This is a genomic window from Streptomyces chartreusis (assembly GCF_008704715.1).
Taxonomy (GTDB): domain Bacteria; phylum Actinomycetota; class Actinomycetes; order Streptomycetales; family Streptomycetaceae; genus Streptomyces; species Streptomyces chartreusis.
The window spans coordinates 5,658,590-5,678,291 of record NZ_CP023689.1 but is presented as its reverse complement, the minus strand read 5'-3'; the positions used below and the strand labels follow the sequence as shown (position 1 = coordinate 5,678,291).

Here is a 19,702-nt window from a genome sequence, read left to right as displayed (position 1 = left end):
TCAATCCTCACTCTGCTACAGGGCTTCCCCCGGGCAATCCTGGAGAAATCGGCGAAGTGCTTCAGGGGTCCCCTTCAAGACGAACAGCGGGCGCGCATCAATCGCGTTGCTTGGAGTCCGTTATATCGGGAGCCCTTGGCCAAGCCGACCCGCGGATGTGTCGGCGGGCCTCAAGCAACTTTCGCGCCGAGCGCACGCCTTGATCCTTGAGTGAGAAAGGGTGGCGACACGCTGGCGGCTACGGAAGACTCTCGGGAATGCGTGATCGTTTAGAGGCTTCCTCGGGGCTGTGGCTGCGCCGTTGGACGGTCAGGGACGCTCAGTCGGTGTTGGCTGCGTTCGCTGATCCGGTCATGAGGTATCAGGTCAGCGAGCCGGTCGCGTCACTGGACGCGGCCTACCGATGGCTCACGCATCAGTCTGATCAGTGGGATTCAGGTGAGGGATTTGCCTTCGCTGCGGTCGATGCCATGGATGTGGTGTTGGGCAACGCCGCAGTCAGGGTGGTAGACCAGCGCCACCGGACCGGTTGGGTGTCGTATTGGACGACGACAACATCCCGGAACAAGGGCATCGCGTCAAAGGCATGTCGGTCTCTGGCCCGCTGGTCCTTCGACGAGCCCGGCCTGTTCCGCTTGGAGTTGGGCCATCGGATCAACAACCCGGCTTCATGCAGGGTGGCCAAAGCTGCGGGCTTTGCAGTGGAGGGCATCGAGCGACAGAAGCTGGAGTACGACGGTGTCCGCTTCGATGTCGAACGCCACGGGCGGCTGGCCACCGACACGGATCCCACCATGCCCGTGTGAGTCGGTACCGGTGACGTGCCGATCAAGGCGGCCGGTCGACGATTCTTCACAGACCCGGGATCGACGAACGTCTTCGAATGGTTCCACGTCCCAAGCGCTGGGTGACCGCCAGGACATCGCTGGCTTCAGCGGGCTGGTCGGCGGAGATGCTGATGGCGCTCGGGCCTGATGAACAACTCGGGCTCACCGTCGACTTGCGATGGCTCGAATCCGGCAGTCGAACAGGTCTCGGAGAGCTTCGTGAGTGGCCTCGCGATCCTGCTGGGTGTCCTGCGCGAGGAGCAGTCGGGCCCCCGCTTCAACCTCAGACCATGCCAGACGGCTGCGTCGGTTTTCGGCGCGTCTAACAACGGCTAACACAAAGAGGTGGATCGGTCCTGGTGGCCGTGTCCAGGGCGGTAGTTGAGCGTTCAGTCCGTCGTGGGGATGTCGCCGTGGATCGCGTCGGATGAGTTGTGGGACCGCCTGGAGCCGTTGCTGCCGCAGCGCGAGCGCAGGTTCCGGTATCCGGGCCGCAAGGCATTGCCGGACCGGGACGTGCTGTGCGGAATCCTGTACGTGCTGCACACGGGGATCCAGTGGGAGTACCTGCCGCAAGAACTGGGTTTCGGTTCGGGCATGACGTGCTGGCGGCGGCTGCGGGACTGGAACGAGGCCGACGTCTGGCAGCGTCTGCATGAGGTGCTGCTCGCCGAGTTGAACGCGGCTTCGCGGCTGGACTGGTCCCGCTGCGTGGTCGACTCCTCCCACGTCCGCGCGCTAAAACGGGGCGCCACACGGGCCCTTCACCGGTCGACCGGGGCCGGGCCGGCTCCAAGCACCACTTGATCACCGACGGGCACGGCACCCCGCTCGCCGTTCTGCTGACCGGCGGCAACCGCAACGACGTCACCCAACTGCTGCCCTTGCTCGACGCGATCCCACCGGCCCGCGGCCGGGTCGGCCGCCCCCGCCGTAAGCCGGACTCATTGTTCGCGGACCGCGGCTATGACCACGACATCTACCGCGACCAGGTCCGCGCCCGCGGCATCGTGCCCGCCATCGCCCGCCGCGGCAACCTGCACGGCACGGGACTGGGCACCTACCGCTGGGTCGTAGAACGGAGTTTCGCGTGGCTGCACGGCTTCCGACGCTTGAGGATCCGATGGGAACGGCGAGCCGACATCCACGAAGCGTTCCTCAAGCTCGCCTGCTGCCTCATCGTTTACCGGCAGTGCAAGTGCCTTTGTTAGCCGTCGGCTGTGGCCGGAGCCGTCGGTATTACTTTCACGCCGGCCTCGCGCAGGGCCATACAGGTCGCGTCGTCCTCCGATGCGTTGGTGATGATCGCGTCCAGGTCCTCGGGGCCACAGATCTTCACCATGCCGGTTCCCGGAAACTTAGTCTTGTCGGCCAGAAGCACCACCTTGTCGCCGGCGGCAATCATGGCGCGTCGGGCGGGCACCTCTGCCACGGTGGTGTCCATGACCTGGCCCCCGGGGCGGAGGCCACAAGCACCCATGAACAACCAGTCGGCGTGAACTTGACGAAGGTTGTCCTCAGCCATGAAACCGTCCAGCATGCGTGACTCACGGATGACCATGCCCCCGAGCAGCATCAGGTCGATGTTCTCGTCGCCGATGAGCTCGTCATACACAGCGAGGTTGTTGGTGATCACGGTAAGTCGGCGACCGTGCAGTTGAAGTGCCAGCCGGTGGACCGTTGTGCCACTGTCGAGAATGACCGACTGGCCGTCCTCGATCATCGTGGCCGCTTGGGCGGCAATGGCGTCCTTCTCTGCCACCAGAACCTCGGCAGCCTCGTTGAAGGGAGCTCGCTCCTCATCGATGACCGCTCCACCATGGACACGGGTGAGCAGCCCGCCTGCCTCCAACTTGAGGAGGTCACGGCGGATGGTCGCCGCGCTGGAGTCAAGCTGCTCGGCGAGGTCGGCCACGGAGGCGGTGCCGCCGGAACGCAGGGCCTGCAAGATGAGTTGGTGTCGTCGTTCAGCCAGCACGCAACGGGACACTACACGCTGCGGACAAGCGCAACCTGCCCACGTCTAGACGCAGTTGACGACTGCTCGGGCATCCGAGGCGGTGCCGCCCTTGCTCTGGCTTCCCATCCAGAGGCCGGTCGAGTCGACCCGTTTGAAGGCAGCCCAGGTCGCCGGCCGTCACATAACATCCGCTCGCCATCCTGCACTGGGCAAGAGGCTCTGGGGGCCATCCGCCTCATTGTGTTAGCCCTTATAAGCCGTGGTTTCTGCTGGAGCCGGACGTCGGTGCCCGAGAGCGGGTACGGCGCTACATGAACTACCGACTGCAGAGCCTGAAAGAGCAGTCACTGATGTTGGGCAACGGCCATACCGCGGAAGGAGAGGCCGTTCGCCAACGCGCGAGAGAGCGAACCGAACGCATCCTGCGTGCTGCCCGGCACCATGGGTTTTCCGTGAGAGGGAAGATCGCGGACAAGGTGCGGCCCTGCTACCTGGGACCGTCTTCGGCGCCCAGCACGACAGAGATGGCGGGCGATGTCATCGCCCCGGGTGGCAGCCTGGGCGCTCTTCTTTGGCGGGCCACTTCAGCCGTCGCGCACGGACAGACTCATGGACTGTTGATGTTCTACACAGAAGCTCAAAGCGCCCCAGCGACCGGACCTGACGAGCACTTCGAGTACCGGCAGATGCAGATCAGTCCCCAGGAAGCCGCTCTTCGCTGTGCTGGAGCTCCGCTTGTGACTCTGGCGATGCTACGACGCCTGTACATCCACCACGGCTGGCCGACGGCCGGGCTAGAGGCCGCTGGCCGGCAGACTGCCAGGACCTGGCTACACATCGCCGGTCTGCCTCGTCCCGCCAATATCTGAGGGCGGGGCTCCGGCGGATCCTACCGTCGTCGCGCTGAGCGTCGTCCCCCGCCCTGGCCTGTTATGAGATCGGCGAGCCCTTCCGGACCTGCCAACGCGGGGGTTTCACTCCTCCGGCCAAGACCTGACCACCGCCGGCACCTACATCGAGATGGCGTCCCGACTGGCCGAGCCCATCTTGCTGGGCCTAGCTGACAGCGCTCTGCAGTACGTCGACGTTGTCTCCGCGACTGCTGGTCTGTCGTTGGTCGGCACGTTCAAGGTCAGAGTTCAGTCGTCCAGATCCCAGCAGGGTGCTTACTTGGCGGCAGCCACAGCTGAGGCTGTGACTCCCGATGCTTCTCCTCAGCCTGTTCTTCCCAGTGAAAGTGGTCATTCATGTCGGCCCACGCAACTTGCAGCACGGGAAAAGGAGGCCGGCGATAGAACCCGATGGCCCGTCCGAAGAAGGTCCGGTACCAGCGAAGATCCGCCTGCCTGAGCGCGACTTGGCGGCCGTCGGCGACGTCAGGATGCCTCTGGCCGTCAGCCAGTACAGCGCCCGCGGCGACCCTAGCTCCGAGCCCGTTGAGCATCCGGTGCATGGCGTGGACATCGAGTCCGAACATGGCGAGTTCAGGTGCGGCGTGAGTGTGAGCGAGGCCGATCGTGTAGGCGAATCCAGGACCAATCTCGTCCTCGGGAACCATCACGACGTGCCATCCGTGCTGCTGCACATTCTCGATGATCGTCAGATCGACGCGGTCCGCTTCGTCCCGGTCACCGTAGTCATGGCAGAGAACGCATCGACACTGGAAGGGATCATCTGTCATGCGTGGAGACTACGAGGTGAGCGTTTGAGTCGGCCAGTCGGGGTTCGGCACCACTCATGCATCGAACGACATCGTCACCCTTCGCACCCGTCTCCCAAGATCTGAGAACCCACTACCGCACAAAAACCAGGCTGACTCAAGCAAACGTGTTTCACGGGCTCTGCTGAGCTGCTTTGCGACGTCTCCACTCCGATAGATTGTCCTGGAAGCGTTCGTCGGGACGCTCCAGATCATGCCGAGCTTCTACAGCCGCTGGACGTGCGCTGCGGTCGCTTGACCGCCCCTGGTACCCGCCGCTGCTCGGCGATCCACTCCTCGAGCGGGAACGTGCCCTCCTTGTGCCCCATCGTGACCCGGGCGTGGCCCTCTCGTTCGGTGTACCGCTTCAGTGCCGGCCAACGGGCCCAGTCCGTCACGGGCCTGGTCTTCCTTAGGGGTTGATGCGCCGAGTCATCGCCTTAACGAAGTCGGTCCTAGCGACGTGGAGGGCGAAGCTTTTCTCGTCGTCGGCCGCGGGTTTTGCGTACCAGGGCAGGGCTCGGCGCCGCCACTTCGCCGCAGTCAGGTCGCCGGGGAGAGTCGGGAGGGGGAGCGCCCAGTCACCGAGCCGCAGTTCGCCGTTCCAGATGCCGGCGGGGAGCCCGTCGACGGGGACGCGAACGACGAAGGCGGCGCCGGTGGCCGAGACAGGGAAGGACGCGCTGTCTCCCCGGTCGTTGCGGAGGGCCACGACGAGCGCGCCGTTGGGGTGGGAGGCGAGGGTGCAGCGGCCGGTGAACTCCAGCTCTGTGGGGGCGTCGGAGGCCCACCGAACATGGTCGTCCAGGCCGAGGTGGGGCAGTACTGCGTGCTTCCGCTCGCCGAGGTCGAGCGTGAAGTTGCCGTGCGGGTGGGTGGTGTAGAGGGTGGCGGCCCTCGGCTCCTCGGCGGTGCCCACGATGTGTGTGGCGGCCTTGCCGGACACGGCGGCGGACCGCTTGCTGCCGATGCGGACTTCTCGGGTGATGCCCTGGGCGCCGATGGCGAGGGAGATGTCCCACAGCCCGTCGCGCAGCGGACTGCCGTCGGCGGCCGTGGTGATGTCGACGGCGGCCTCGAAGCCGGCCTTCTCGTATCGGTAGTGCCCCCTGTCCTTGTCAGCGCCGAGTCCGGGCGTCATGGTGTGCGCGACCGGCAGCCGGTACTCCTCCTTGGTGTCGCGTTCGCGCAGTACGAGTTCCGTGCTGACGTCCTCGGTGGCGACGCGGTGGAGGTAGCCGTGCCCGGTCAGGTGCAGCGTGGTGCCGCGCAGCTCGGCACGGCTGACCTGGTGGCGTACGCCGAGTTGGGCCGTGACGTCGTAGCAGTGATCGGGGATGGCACGGTCGGGATCGCGGAGGAAGGGATAGCGGGCGAGCGCGCGGCCGCCGTCGACGATGACCGGCGTGGACACGGCGCTGCGGGCGAGCTCTTCCTCGAACCGTGCGAGGGCGAGGAGTTCGTCGAGCATCGTGTGCCGCACGAGGTACAGCCGCAGCCGGGCCATGGCCGAGAGCCGGCCGTTCAGGCCCTCGTGCCACAGCGGCGCGAGGGTCTCCGCGAGGCGGGCGAGGGCCTTCTCCTGCTGGAGGCGGGGCTCGTGCACCAGATGCTCCAGGAGCTGCTGCACCTCGACGGTGAGGTGCCGGTGCGCCAGGTGATCGCGGCCGGGGCCGGGCGGCACGTTCTCCAGAATCATGTCGACCACGCGCGGCAGGAAGGTCAGCCGGGGCTCGGTGCCGCCGGTGCGCAGGGTGATGTTGCCCTCGTCCTCACGCTGTACCCAGTACAGGCAGTCGTAGGAGGCCAGTACGGAGATGCCCGCCGCGTTCAGGTAGGCGGGTCCTACGAAGAGCTGGTCCTCGCCGATGGACAGGTCCGCGGGAAAGCGCAAGGCGTGACGCTCCAGCAGGTCCCGGCGGAAGAGCTTCATGGGGTTGAGCGTCCAGTAGACGCGGGAGGAGAAGACATCGGTCTTCGGCTGGTCACGCCGGAACATCGAGGCCGGCGCCTCGCGTCCGCCGACGCCCACCATCTTGCCCAGCACGACGTCGGTGCCGTTCTTCTCGGCCATCGCCACCATGCGTTCCAGGGCCTGCGGGCCCAGGTAGTCATCGGCGTCCAGGAAGAACACGAACCGCCCGCGAGCGTGATCGAGTCCCGCGTTCCGAGGGGCCGAGGGGCCGCCGGAGTTCGCCTGCTCGAAAATCTTGATCAACCCGGGATACACGCCGGACAACCGGTGCAGTTCCTTGGCTGTCCCGTCGGTTGAGCCGTCGTCGACGACGATGACCTCAAGCTCGCCCTGACCGATGCTCTGCTCAGCAACGGACGTAATGCAACGCGTCAGATAAGGCATTGCATTGTAGGCGGCAACAATTACCGAAACGGCCGGGGCAGCCATCGTCTCGCTCTCCAAAAAAATACGGGGCACACCCCTTATTTGGATGGCTTTTCTATTGGCCGACCGGATGCCATTTGGGCGCCATTTTGCGGGGAAGGTGCCACAAAGGAATGTGAAGATACCATGACCCGCCTGTGCCCTCGGGATGACCACCCGATGAAGGAGCGCTCAGGGCAGAGTCGGACCTGCCGACCGGAGCGGAAGCTTGCCGCAGGTCACGCGAGTGGCGATGCCCTGACGGGCGACTTCGGGATGATCGATACCTACGTGCGCCTATGTGTGTCCTATGTGCAATATGTGGAAGCGCTGTGATCTTTGTCATATCCATGAGTGGCAGGGCGTGTATTGCGCACGCACTTCGCGTAAAGCGATGATCACTTGAAACCTTCTTTAGCTTCTCTTTATGTACGGGGTATCTGTGTCAAGGGTGGGGAAAGCATGGCGGTGTAGTGCCGCCACTGTTCTGGCAGGGGCACTGCTGACATTGGGAGGCACAGCCGGAGGCACACCCGCCGCAGCCGCTGTCGCGTGCCCATCGGGCACCGATTCGGACTTCAACGGCGACGGCGCCAGGGACACTGCGATCGCCGACCCGGAAGCAAGCGTCGACGGCATACAGAAGGCAGGTGTGGTGCACGTCGTCTACGGCGGCGGCAAGGGCACCCTCACGCTCTCGCAGGCAACGGACGGCGTCCCGGGCGTCCCCGAGGCCCGCGATCAGTACAGCCACGCGCTGGCCGTCTACGACGCCGACCTCGACGGCTGCAGCGACCTGGTCGTCGGCTCCCCGTACGAGGACATCGGCACCACGCCCGACGCCGGCGGCGTGCAGGTGATCTACGGCTCCACGAGTGGCCTCAACGCGGGCAGCAAGGCCGTGAAGGAGATCTACCAGGGCAGCGACAAGCCGCTGGGCGGCACCGCAGAAGCCGACGACTGGGTCGGGTATGCGGTCGCGGCAGGGAAGACCTCCGGCGGCACCCCCTACCTGCTGATCGGCGCCCCCGGTGAGTCGATCGGCACCGTCGATGACGCGGGCTCCTTCTACTACGTGAGCGGCACCGCGCAAACGGTCGTCGGCATCAACCAGGACACTGAGACCGGAGGTGCCGTCGCGGGTGTTGCGGAGCAGGACGACCGCTTCGGCAGCGCACTCGCCGCGACCCCGACCCACTTCGCCGTCGGCACACCCGGCGAGGCCCTGGGCACCGCGACCTTTGCCGGCGGTGTGGGCTGGTTCAGCCACACGCTGACCTCCGGCTACCCGAAGCCGCTCGGCGGGCTCGGCCAGGACCAGGACACGGTCGGCGGGGACGCGGAGGTCGGCGACCAGTTCGGCACCGCACTCGCGATGGTCCCCTACCGGCCCTCCGGCTCAACCTCCACCACCGAGTCGCTGCTTGCGGTCGGCGTTCCCGGCGAGGACGGCCTGACGACGGTCGATGCCGGCGCGGTCCAGGTCTTCCGGCTCACGGCCGCCGGCACCTTCACCGAGACCGCCTGGATCAGTCAGAACACCGCGGATGTGGACGGCGCGGGAGAGGCCGGTGACCTCTTCGGCAAGCGGCTCGCCGCCGTCAACACCTCCCCGAACACGACGTCCACGGGCACGACCACCAGGCTCGCGATCGGCGTGCCCGGCGAGGAAACGACCGAGGAGTTCCCCGACGAGGGCGGCGTCCATATCGTCCCGTTGGTCGGCGCGCCCGGTGCCTCCGATGTCTCGATCGACCCCGCATTCGGGGTGCCATCCGCACCGGCACCGCGCATGTTCACCGGCCTTGCACTGGATGCCACTTCCTCGCTGCTGTACGTGGGCGTCCCCTACGGCCCGGCCGAGGGACGAGCGGTCTACGGCTTCCCCTGGAACGTGGCCTCCGGCGGCGCGCCGACCCAGACGTTCAAGCCTGGCGAAGGCGGCATCCCGGCGGGCGGCGTCGCCTTCGGCACCACCACGCGCTGACGGCGTAGCCACGCCCGTACTTGCCTACCCGGCGGCCGTGAACCCGCGCGATCCGAAGCAGGCGGCAGCCCTCACGGGCGCCCGCATGCCGCCGGTTCCATTGACGACCCGTCAAGTACGCGGTGTGGCCCTGCCGGACCCGGCGTTCCGACCCAACGGACCTTTTAGGCATACGTGAACCAAGTGGAGAGTAGATCCGTGTCCGCAGACAGACACAGACCGATACGGCGAGGCATGGTGCTTCGTGCCGCCGTGGCGGCGGCCGTCACTGGCGCGGTGGTGGCCGGCGTGACGGTCCTCCCCGGCGGAGGAGGCAGCCCGGCGAATCAGACGCCGGTGGCCGCCGACGAGCCGATGCAGACCGAGCAGCAGGCCCTCGCCGTCGCGCAGGAGAGCGGCAAGAAGACCGAGGTCGTCGGCCTGCGCACCGAGCGCAGAGAGATCTTTGCCGAGCCCGACGGCACCTTCACCGCCCGCGAGTACACCGAGCCCGTCCGCACGGTTCGGGACGGCAAGTGGGTCGACATCGACGCGACGTTGGTGGAGCGGGCCGACGGCAGCTGGGGACCGAAGGCCGCCACTGTCGACCTGACCTTCACGGCCGGGAAGGCGTCCAAGCCGTTCGTCACGATGCAGCGGGCGGGGCGTGAGTTCGCTCTGACCTGGCCGTACGGCAAGCTGCCCGCGCCACGCGTCGAGGGGGACACCGCCACCTACGTCGACGTCCTGCCCGGTGTGGACCTCACCGTCCGGGCCGAGGCCGACGGCTTCGGCCATCTGCTGGTCGTCAAGACTGCGGAGGCGGCGGCCGACCCGCGGCTGGACCGGATCGACCTGGGCATGAGCACCAAGGGGTTGAAGGTCGCCGAGGACGCCGCCGGGGCCATCGTGGCTGAGGACGCCGTTGTCGGCGGCACCGTCTTTCAGGCGGGCGAGCCCGAGATGTGGGACTCGGCCGCCGTGGCCGAGGCCGCCGCCCGCAAGCAGGGCCCCAAGGCCGTGGCCAAGGCACTGACCTCTGCCGCCGCGGCCGGTGCTGAGGACAGCACGACGCCCGGACCGCAGGCCGGCACAGCACCCGAGCCGGCCCTCGAAGGCCCGGGCGGCGGCGGACGGACCGCCCCGCTCGGCCTCGAGGTCGGCAAGGACAAGCTGAGCCTGCTCCCCGACCACAAGCTCCTCAGCGGCGAGGACACCGTCTACCCGGTCGTCATCGACCCCATCCAGCGCACCACCTCGCGTGCGTCCTGGACCGGCATCATGTCCGGGATGCCCAGCGAGCAGGACTGGAAGTACTCGGGCAGCGCCGGCGTCGGCAAGTGCCCCACCGACTACAACCCGGTCTCCTGCAACGGCGTCGGCGTGCGCCGCACGATGTTCACGATGCCGCTCTCCTACTACAAGGGAAAGCAGATCATCGAGGCGACGTTCTCCGCCCGGGTGGAGCACATCTACAGCGCCACGCCGACCGCCGAGCCCATCCGCCTGTACCGGGTCGGCGGCAAGGACTACTCGCTCACCTCGTCCAGCAACTGGTCCAACACCTCGGACGACTGGGTGGACCATCTGCAGACCGTCGACAAGGCGATCTCCCCGACCTCCTGCTCCAGCCAGGCCAACCTGCACTTCGAAGGCGGCGAGAGCGGCGAGCTGACCAATGAGATCAAGTCCGCCGCCGCAGGCGGCTGGAACGCGATGACGCTAGGCCTGCGCGCGGCCGACGAGTCCCGGTTCGCCGAGTGGAAGCGGATCTGCGGCAACGCCTACCTGTCGATCAAGTACAACAACCTGCCGCGGCAGATCAAGACGTCGGACATGTACATCGCCCCCGGAGGCCAGTGCCGTTGGGGTTCGGGCCGCGCTTACGTGGACAAGCCGCCGAAACTGCAGGCCATCGCCAGCGACCCCGACCACGGCAACGGCCAGACCGACAAGGTCAAGGTCGAGTTCAAGGTCGAGTGGACCGAGAACGGCACGGCCAAGTCCTACACCTACCTGACCAAGGAATGGCTGTCGCCGACATCCGGCACCAAGTTCGAGCACACCGTCAGGTCGACGATCCCTGAGAACACCGTCATCTACTGGAGCGCGCGGGCGACCGACGGTGATGGCTACGGGCCGTGGAGTTCGGAGGGTGACACCCCCCAGCGCTGCGAGTTCACCTACGACGGCAGCTGGCCGGGCGAGCCGCTGGTGAACTCCCCGCAGTACCCCTCAGACACCACCTACCACGACGGTGTGGGCACGTACGGAACCTTCACCTTCGCGCCCAACCCGAATGACAAGGCCCCGGAGAGCGACGTCGTCAAGTACCGGTACTCCTTCAACGGCGCCGCGCTGAAGGACCTCTTCCCGACGACGGCAGGCGGCTCGGTCTCCGTTGACTGGATGCCGACCCGGCCGGGACGGCATGTGCTCGAGGTGATCGCCGTCGACAAGGCCAACCATGAGAGCAGCACCCCGTACCACTTCCTGGTCAGCGAGGGTAAGCCCGTCCTCGCCCAATGGAATCTCGCCGACAAAGCCGGCAGCACCGAGGCGCATGACGAGAGCGAGGAGTTCTCGGCCACGGCCGGTACCGCTGTCACGTTCGGCGTGGACGGCCCTGGCGGCAAGATCGACAAGGCGGCCCGCTTCGACGGCGGCGCCGACGCCTGGCTGGACACCAGCGAGACGGTGCTCGATACCTCCAAGAATTTCAGCGTGAGCGCCTGGGTGCGGCCCACCGCGCTGGACCGGAACATGACGGTGATCAGCCAGGACGGCACCGGCGAGCCCGGATTCACCCTGGGATATGACGCCGGCGCGCAGACCTGGAAGTTCTCCGTCCCGGTCAATGACGTCGACTCGCTCGGCGAGTGGAAGGCCGTCTCGACCGGAGTGTCTGTGGTCAAGGACCAGTGGGTGTTGCTGACCGGTGTGTACGACGCGCAGAAGTCCGGTGGCCCGCAGCTCCAGCTGTACGTCAACAAGGACCTGAAGGGCACCGCGGGCCGGCGCTCCACCTGGAAGTCGTACGGTCCGCTGCAGATCGGCCGTGCGACGGCCAAGAGCGGCTACCGGGATCCCCTCGTCGGCGACCTCGCCGAGGTCCGTGTCTTCGACCGCGTCCTGCCGGCAGCCCAGGTCGCCGAGCTGATGACGATCAAGCCGGTGCGCAAGGGCTACTGGCAGCTCGACGCTGCCGCCAGCGGTGCTTCCGCCGAGACCGGCGGTGGGCAGGCACTGGCCCTCGCAGGGAACGCCTCCATCTACCGGCCGGCCGACCCGCTGTTCGACACCGCCGCCCTGGTCGGCGACGGCAACCTGGTCCTGGACGGCGAAGGGGACTACGCCTCCACCGCGGCCGCCCCGGTCACCGGCAACAGCAGCTTCACCATCTCTGCCCGCGCCCAGCTCACCTCGCTGGATCCGGTCAAGTCGCAGACGGTGCTGTCCCTGCCGGGCGCCAACGCCAACCGCGTCCAGGTCCGCTACCAGGCTGCCACCCAGCAGTGGCAGCTGGCCGTGGCCAAGTCGGACTCGGCGACCGCGGAAGTTGTCACCTTCACCGACAACCAGGAACTGCCCGACACCGGAGGCTCCGGCCAGCACCTGGCCGTCGTCTATGACGCCTTCGCCAACTCGATCCGCCTCTACGTCGAGGGCCAGCTCGTGGCCGGCGCCTACGGCAAGAACGACACCCTGTGGTCAGCCACCGGTGGTCTGCAGGTGGGCCGTTCGCTGCGCGGGGCGAGCGAGTACTTCGCCGGCGCCCTCGACGAGGTCCGCGTCTACAGCGGTGCCGCCGACCGGACCGCGGTGCAGCAGATGGCCGCGCTGGTAGCCGTGCCCGACATGTGACAAGCCGTCACTTCCTGATGTGTGCCGGGTCCTCGGGGACCCGGCACACCCGTCCCATGCCGCTTTCCCCCAACCCATCTATGACGTCTCCTCCGAAAGGGGATCCGACCGCATGTTTCGTGGCCGCTCACTGAGCCGCCGCATGCCAAGACGAGCGGTCGTCGCGACAGTGCTGGGGCTTTCCCTCGCACTGTCCGCGTCGACCGTTCAGGCAGTGGTGCTCGACGAGAACGCCCGGGGCCGCACCAGCCGCCCCGGCGTCCAGGACGACGGCGACCCCGCCAAGGGACGCGACGCCAAGTCCACGTCCCGCCCCTCCGACCCGGCCCGCAAGGCCGCCGTCAAGGGACTCGACAAAGCGAAGTGGCCCAAGCAGAGCAGCACCGAGGTGAAACTGGGGGCCACCGCAAAAGCCGGCGGCCTGCCGCTGAAGGTCCTCAAACCCAAGAACACCAAGGCCGCCAAGACCGCACCCGCCGAGGTGCAGATCGACGTCCTCGACCCGGCCCGCGCCGCGAAACTCGGCGCCGGCGCCCTCCTCGGCATCGAGCGGGCCGACGGCGGCACCAAGCCCGCCAAGGTCCGCCTGAGCGTCGACTACTCCGACTTCGCCGAGGGCTTCGGCGGCTCCTACGCCTCCCGGCTGCGCCTCGTACAGCTGCCCGCGTGCGCCGCGCATGCCACGCCCGGCAGCAAGGAGTGCCCGCAGCACCCCAAGGTGCTGCCCACGGTGAACAACGTGAAGGCAGGCACGGTCTCCGCGGACGTGACTGCCGCGCCGGCGCCGGCCGGCGGCGTCTCCACCATGGCGACCACGACAACCTCGCTGCTGGCGGTGGCGGCGGGACCGTCCAGCGCCCAGGGCACCTACAAGGCGACGGCGCTGTCCCCGTCGTCCAGCTGGAACGTCGCCACCTCCTCCGGCGGATTCAGCTGGAGCTATCCGCTGCGCTCCGTCCCGGCCCCGGGCGGCCAGGTCCCCACCGTGGGCCTCGGCTACTCCTCCCAGTCCGCGGACGGCCGCACCTCAGCCACCAACAACCAGGGCTCCTGGATCGGTGAGGGCTTCTCCTACGACCCCGGCTACATCGAACGCCGCTACAAGCCCTGCTCCGAGGACGGCCATGCCGGCTCCGGTGAGCAGTGCTGGGCATTCGACAACGCCACCGTCATGCTCAACGGCGCCGCCGGCGAGCTGGTCAAGGACGACACCACCGGTAAGTGGCACATGTCGTCCGACGACGGCACCAAGGTCGAGAAGCTCTCTGGCGCCACCAACGGCGACGAGGGCAGCACCACGGCCGACACAGGTGAGCACTGGAAGATCACGACTCCGGACGGCACCGAGTACTTCTTCGGACTCAATCGTCTGCCGGGCTGGGCCACGGGCAACGAGGAGACCAACTCCGTCTGGACGGCTCCGGTCTTCGGCGACGACTCCGGTGAGCCCTGCTACAACGCCACCTTCACCAGCGCCCACTGCAAGCAGGCCTGGCGGTGGAGCCTGGACTATGTCAAGGACACACACGGCAACGTGATGTCCTACTTCTACGGGCGCGAGACCAACTACTACGCCCTCAACGGCAAGACGGACGTCAACGGCACCTCGTACCACCGCGGCGGCTACCTCAAGCGCATCGACTACGGCCAGCGCGACGGCGAGGTCTACGCGGCGAAGGCGCCGGCCCGGATTGTGTTCAACGTCGCCGAACGCTGCCTGCCCACCGCCGAATTCGACTGTGCGACGAGTAAGCGCACCACGGCCAACGCCGCACACTGGCCCGACGTTCCGGTCGACCAGGAGTGCAAGGTCGACACCAAGTGCACCTCGCCGGTCCAGACGTTCTTCACGACCAAACGCCTGACGTCGGTCGTCACGCAGATGCGCAAGGACGCCACGACTTACCAGGACGTGGATGCCTGGACCCTGTCGCACCTGTTCACCGACAACGGCGACGACTCCAAGACCCTGTGGCTGTCGAATATCGAGCACGAGGGCCGCGCCGGCACCGCGGTGAAGCTGCCGTCCGTCGACCTCTTCGGAGAGCAACTCGCCAACCGAGTCGACGCGGTCGGCGACAACATCGCGCCCTTCCACCGGTTCCGTCTGTCGATGGTTCTCAGCGAGACCGGCGCTCAGCTCGACGTCACCTATGCCGCGACCGACTGCACCAAGGCGGCCCTGCCCAAGCCGGGCGAGTCGACCAAGCGCTGCTATCCGGTGAAGTGGGCCCCGCCTGGCTACACCGAGCCGATCACGGACTGGTTCCACAAGTACGTCGTGTCGTCGGTCATCGAGACGGACCGTACCGGCGGCAGCGACTCGATGGTCACCCGCTACACATACGAAGGCGACGCCGCCTGGCGTAAGGCGAAGCCGGACGGCATCACCGACGACAAGTACCTCACCTGGGGCGGCTGGCAGGGTTACGGCAAGGTCACCGTCACCAGCGGCACCGCAGATAAGCAGACCACCCGCATCGACTACACCTTCATGCAGGGCATGAACGGCGACGCGGACCCGGCCGGCGGCACCCGTTCGGTGACGGTCAAGGACTCCACAGGCGCCACGTACACGGACGACGAGGAGTTCACCGGCCACCAGCTGGAGGCAGCGACCTACGACGGCAGCGAGATGGTCTCCAAGACCATCGCGACCCCGTTCAGGCACTACACAGCCACCCAGACCCGCAGCTGGGGCACCACCCGCGCCTCCATCGTGCGTACCCAGACCGGCCGCGGCTTCCAGCTGAAGTCCGACGGCACCTGGCGGGAGACGCAGTCCACGACGGCATACGACACCGCCAAGGGCGGCCGGGTCACGCAGATCGAGGACTTCGGCGATGTCTCCACCGCCAAGGACGACTCCTGCACCCGCACCTGGTACGCGGACAGCACAAGCCAGAACATCCTGTCGCTGCCGTCGCGCAGCGAGTCGGTGTCGGTGAAGTGCTCCGCCACCCCGGACTACAAGACGCAGGTCCTGGCCGACGAGCGCACGTCCTACGACGGCGGCGCCTACGGCGCGGCGCCGACAAAGGGCGATGCGACCAAGACCGAACGCCTGACGTCCCACAACGGCACCACGGCGACGTACCAGGTCACCGGCACCACGACCTACGACGCCTACGGTCGTCCGCTGACCCAGAAGGACGCCAAGCAGAACCAGACCAGGACGGTCTACACCGAGACCAACGGCCTGCTGTCGAAGACGGTCGTCTACAACGCCCTCGACCACGCCACGACCACCGACTATGCCCCGGCCTGGGGCATGTCGAAGGGCCAGACCGACCCCAACGGCAGGCGAACGGACCTCGCCTACGACGCGCTGGGCCGCCTGACCTCGGTGTGGCTGGCGGACCGGGCGTCGACCCAGACACCGAGCATCAAGTACTCGTACAACGTCCGCAAGGACAAGGTCACCTCGATCAAGACCGAGAAGATCGAGAACGAAGGCACCTACGGCGCCGAGTACCAGCTCTACGACAGCCTGCTGCGGCCCCGGCAGATCCAGACCGAGGGCCCGGACGGCACGCACATGGCCGCCGACACCTTCTACGACGGCACCGGCAACATCAGGAAAACCAACTCCACCTACAACGCTGACGGTGCCGCCTCCGACGAACTGCAGCTGGTGAGCGACAGCCAGGTCGGCGCGCAGAGCCTGCTGGAGTACGACGGCCTGGGCCGCACCACGGCCGAGATATTCGCGGTCAGCGGCGCCGAGCAGTGGCGCACGACGACCACCTACGACGGCGAGCGCACCCACACCGACCCGCCGACCGGCGGCGTGCCCACGACGACGATCACCAACGGGCAGGGCGCTGTCGCCGAGATCCGCCACTACCGGGGCTCCGCACCCGGTGACGGCGTGCCGTACGACTCGACGAAGTACACCTACAACACCCGCAACCTGCTGGAGACGGTCGCTGACGCCAAGGACAACGTCTGGCGTTACGAGTACGACCAACTGGGGCGCAAAACCAAGTCGATCGACCCGGATGCGGGCACCTCGCGTACGGAGTACGACGAACTGGACCGGCCTGCCGCCACGTACGACGGTCGGAACAAGAAGGTCTCCACGGTCTACGACAGCCTCGGCCGCGTGGCCACGACCTGGCAGGGCGAGCCCACCACCGGGACGAAGCTGTCGGAGACGAGGTATGACAAGGCGGGCTGGCTCGGCAAGGCTTTCGGCTTCCTAAGCTACGTCTCGCCGACGGAGTACTTCGCCACCGCCGTCCAGTCGATGGACGAGTTCTACCGCCCGCTGAAGACGGCCTACCAGGTCCCGGCGTCGCAGGGCTCCCTGGCCGGCACCTACGTCTTCAGCACCACGTACAACCGTGACGGCACCGTCCAGAGCACCGGCCTGCCCGCCATCGGCGACCTGCCGGCGGAGGCGTTGACGTACTCCTACGATGCCCTGCAGCGTCCTCAGACGATGACGGGCTCCACGTCGTACGTCACCAACACCGTCTACTCGCGCACCAGTCAGCTCCAGCAACTGGAGATGTACTCGGGCAGCGGCAAGAAGGTCTGGCAGACCTTCAGCTACGAGACGGGCACCGACCGGCTGACCCGCTCGGTCGTCGACGTCTACGGTGCCACCGCACCGGCGAAGGACTCCAAGTACTCCTACGACCAGGCCGGCAATGTCCTGTCCATCGCGGACACCGCGAACTCGGCCTCGCCGGACCTGCAGTGCTTCGCGTACGACAGCCGTCAGCGCCTGGCGGACGCCTGGACCCCGGCCGCCACGGCGACGACCGCAGCCGGCGCGGGAACCCGCGGCTCGACCACACCGGTGAACGGTGCGGGACCGACCGCCTGTGAATCGGCGCCCGGATCGAACGCGCTCGGCGGCCCGGCACCGTACTGGAAGTCCTACGAGACCGACGCCATCGGCAACCGCGTCACGGAGACGCTCCACGACACCGGACTCGACACCGCGAAGAACATCACCCGCAGCTACGAGTACGGCACCGCGGGCGCCGCAGGCGACGGCCCGCACCAGCTCACCAAGGTCACCGAGAAGACCCCCACCGGGGACAGACAGTCGACGTACGAGTACGACGACTCGGGCAACACCACCAAACGCACCATCGGGGGCAACGCCCAGTCGCTGGTCTGGAACGACTTCGGAAAGCTGAGCGAGGCCACCAAGGGCACCTCCAAGACGAGCTACATCTACGACGGCTCCGGCAACCGACTGCTGCGCAAGGACTCCTCGGGCACGACCGTCTACCTGCCTGGTACCGAGCTGAAGCTGTCGGCCGACGGCACCAAGAAGGAGGCCACCCGCTACTACGAATTCGCCGGCCAGACCGTCGCGGTCCGCACCGCGGCCAAGCTGTCCTATGTCGCCTCGGATCACCACGGCACGGGCGAGGTGGCGATCGACGCCACGACCGGCGCGATAAGCCAGCGCCGCTTCGACCCCTACGGCGTCGAACGGGGCGAGAACACCGGCACCTGGCCGGGCGAGAAGGGCTACGTTGGCGGCACCATCGACGCCTCGACCGGACTGACCCACCTGGGGGCGCGTGAATACGACCCAGTGATCGGCAAGTTCATCTCCGTCGACCCGATCATCGACTACACGCAGCCACAGCAGATCAACGGCTACGCGTACGCGACCAACTCGCCCGTCACGAACGCCGACCCCAGCGGTTTGAAGAACGTGGCGTGCGAGGACCCGCGCGTCGAGTGTCGCGGAGGCCAGCCGGTCTCCTATACACCAGACGACCTCGTCGACGCTCAGTCCGAGGTCAGCGCGGCTTCCGCGAACCTGGCGGGGGCGCAAGCCCAGCAGTCCTCCGCCAAGCAGCGGATCAAATCCGCAGGCAAGGCCCTGGTCAAGATCGCCCGGGACATCCTGGGGGTGGACGCGGCCCTCGACTGCATCTCCAGCGGTGACGTCGGATCCTGCGGCGAGACCCTGCTCAACATCGCCGGCAGCTTCGCAGGCGGTCTGGCGGGCAAGATCCTCGCCAAGTACGGCGCACCGTGGGACTGGGCCAAGGGTTTCAGACTGGCCAAGCGCGTTACTGGCCTGGTCGGCGACCTGATCGGCGGAGCCCGGGACCTGTGGAAGGCAAACAAGGCCGTCGGCAAGGCGAGAGCCGGACTGTCCAATGCGGCGGACAAGCTGGCGGACGCCAGAAAGAAAGCAGCAGAGGCCCTAAAGAAACGAAAGAAGAACGAGGACGGCGGCTCCTGCCCGATCAGTGGCAAGCACAGCTTCCTGCCCGGAACCAAGGTGCTCCTCGGCAGCGGGAAGACCAAGAAGATCGAGCAGGTCAAACTCGGCGACAAGGTCGTGGTGACCGACCCCAAGACGGGGGCAACCAAGGTCCGTGAAGTCGTCGGCACCATCGTCACCGAGGACGACAAGCACTTCGTCGACCTGACGTTCAAGGGAAAGTCCGGCAAGACCGAGACCCTGGTATCCACCACGACCCACCCCTTCTGGGTGGACTCGGAACGGCGGTGGGTCGAAGCCGGACAGCTCAAGCCCGGCATGCGCCTGCACACCGCAGACGGCCGCTCAGCCGAGCTGACAGCCACCCGCTCCTTCGACGAGCGCCAGCGCACCCACGATCTCACCATCAGCGAGACTCACACGTACTACGTGCTGACCGAGGAAATTCCCCTCCTCGTGCACAACTGCGGAACCCACCCGGACGACCGTTCGGGGGACAACTTCACCGATGCCGGTCGGCAGGAGGTCTACGACGCCAATCTTGAGGCGAACGACGGGGTCCTCACGTGTGATTACTGTGGCCGCACGGTAGAACGGCGGGCTTCACGGGACGCCAACGGCAACGCCGTCAAGGGGCAGCCGGACGACGCTCAGATCGACCACGAGATTCCGAAGGCGCAGGGAGGCTGCGGGTCACCGCACAACGGCTGCGTGGCGTGTCGGCGGTGCAACAGAGATAAGTCTTCGAAGACAGTCGAACAATGGGACAACGAGTTGCGGGAACACCTGCCCGAGGAGTAG

The 19,702-nt window shown here is 67.0% G+C and carries 9 protein-coding genes; 5 read left to right on the top strand and 4 right to left on the bottom strand.

Annotation, left to right across the window (positions count from 1 at the left end):
- The first annotated feature begins 257 nt into the window (after positions 1-257).
- Together CP983_RS24900 and CP983_RS24895 are read left to right on the top strand one after the other, a co-directional pair.
- Positions 258-806 carry a GNAT family N-acetyltransferase gene (locus CP983_RS24900; protein WP_150501895.1) on the top strand — a complete coding sequence of 183 codons (549 nt, stop codon included), beginning with the start codon at positions 258-260 and terminating at the stop codon, positions 804-806.
- A 426-nt stretch (positions 807-1,232) separates the two neighbouring features.
- Positions 1,233-2,038 (top strand): IS5 family transposase gene (locus tag CP983_RS24895; RefSeq protein ID WP_373309835.1). Its coding sequence is split into 2 segments (ribosomal slippage): positions 1,233-1,581 and positions 1,581-2,038, totalling 807 coding nucleotides; the frame shifts between segments, so codons are not numbered across the junction.
- Here CP983_RS24895 and CP983_RS24890 read toward each other — a convergent pair.
- The 4 genes from CP983_RS24890 to CP983_RS24880 form a co-directional block, all read right to left on the bottom strand.
- Entirely contained in the window at positions 2,035-2,805 is a 771-nt protein-coding gene (locus tag CP983_RS24890) for a DeoR/GlpR family DNA-binding transcription regulator (protein ID WP_150501893.1), read from the bottom strand. The genes CP983_RS24895 and CP983_RS24890 overlap by 4 nt on opposite strands.
- A 1,114-nt stretch (positions 2,806-3,919) precedes the next feature.
- Positions 3,920-4,468, bottom strand: coding sequence for a DUF4262 domain-containing protein (locus tag CP983_RS24885; RefSeq protein WP_150501891.1), 549 nt, complete (start codon positions 4,466-4,468; stop codon positions 3,920-3,922).
- A gap of 230 nt (positions 4,469-4,698) precedes the next feature.
- Positions 4,699-4,884, bottom strand: a complete 186-nt coding sequence (locus CP983_RS45090) for a helicase associated domain-containing protein (protein ID WP_341874894.1) — start codon at positions 4,882-4,884, stop codon at positions 4,699-4,701.
- 14 nt (positions 4,885-4,898) lie between these two features.
- Positions 4,899-6,890 carry a glycosyltransferase family 2 protein gene (locus tag CP983_RS24880; RefSeq protein WP_150501889.1) on the bottom strand — a complete coding sequence of 664 codons (1,992 nt, stop codon included), beginning with the start codon at positions 6,888-6,890 and terminating at the stop codon, positions 4,899-4,901.
- Positions 6,891-7,518: 628 nt separating this feature from the next.
- Between CP983_RS24880 and CP983_RS24875 the strand changes: the two genes are divergently transcribed.
- From CP983_RS24875 to CP983_RS24865, 3 genes are all read left to right on the top strand, one after another.
- Positions 7,519-8,853, top strand: coding sequence for a VCBS repeat-containing protein (locus tag CP983_RS24875; RefSeq protein ID WP_229914776.1), 1,335 nt, complete (start codon positions 7,519-7,521; stop codon positions 8,851-8,853).
- A gap of 234 nt (positions 8,854-9,087) precedes the next feature.
- A complete protein-coding gene (locus tag CP983_RS24870; RefSeq protein ID WP_150501885.1) occupies positions 9,088-12,696 on the top strand; it encodes a LamG domain-containing protein in 3,609 nt (1,202 codons plus the stop codon).
- A gap of 142 nt (positions 12,697-12,838) precedes the next feature.
- Entirely contained in the window at positions 12,839-19,702 is a 6,864-nt protein-coding gene (locus CP983_RS24865) for an RHS repeat-associated core domain-containing protein (protein ID WP_150501883.1), read from the top strand.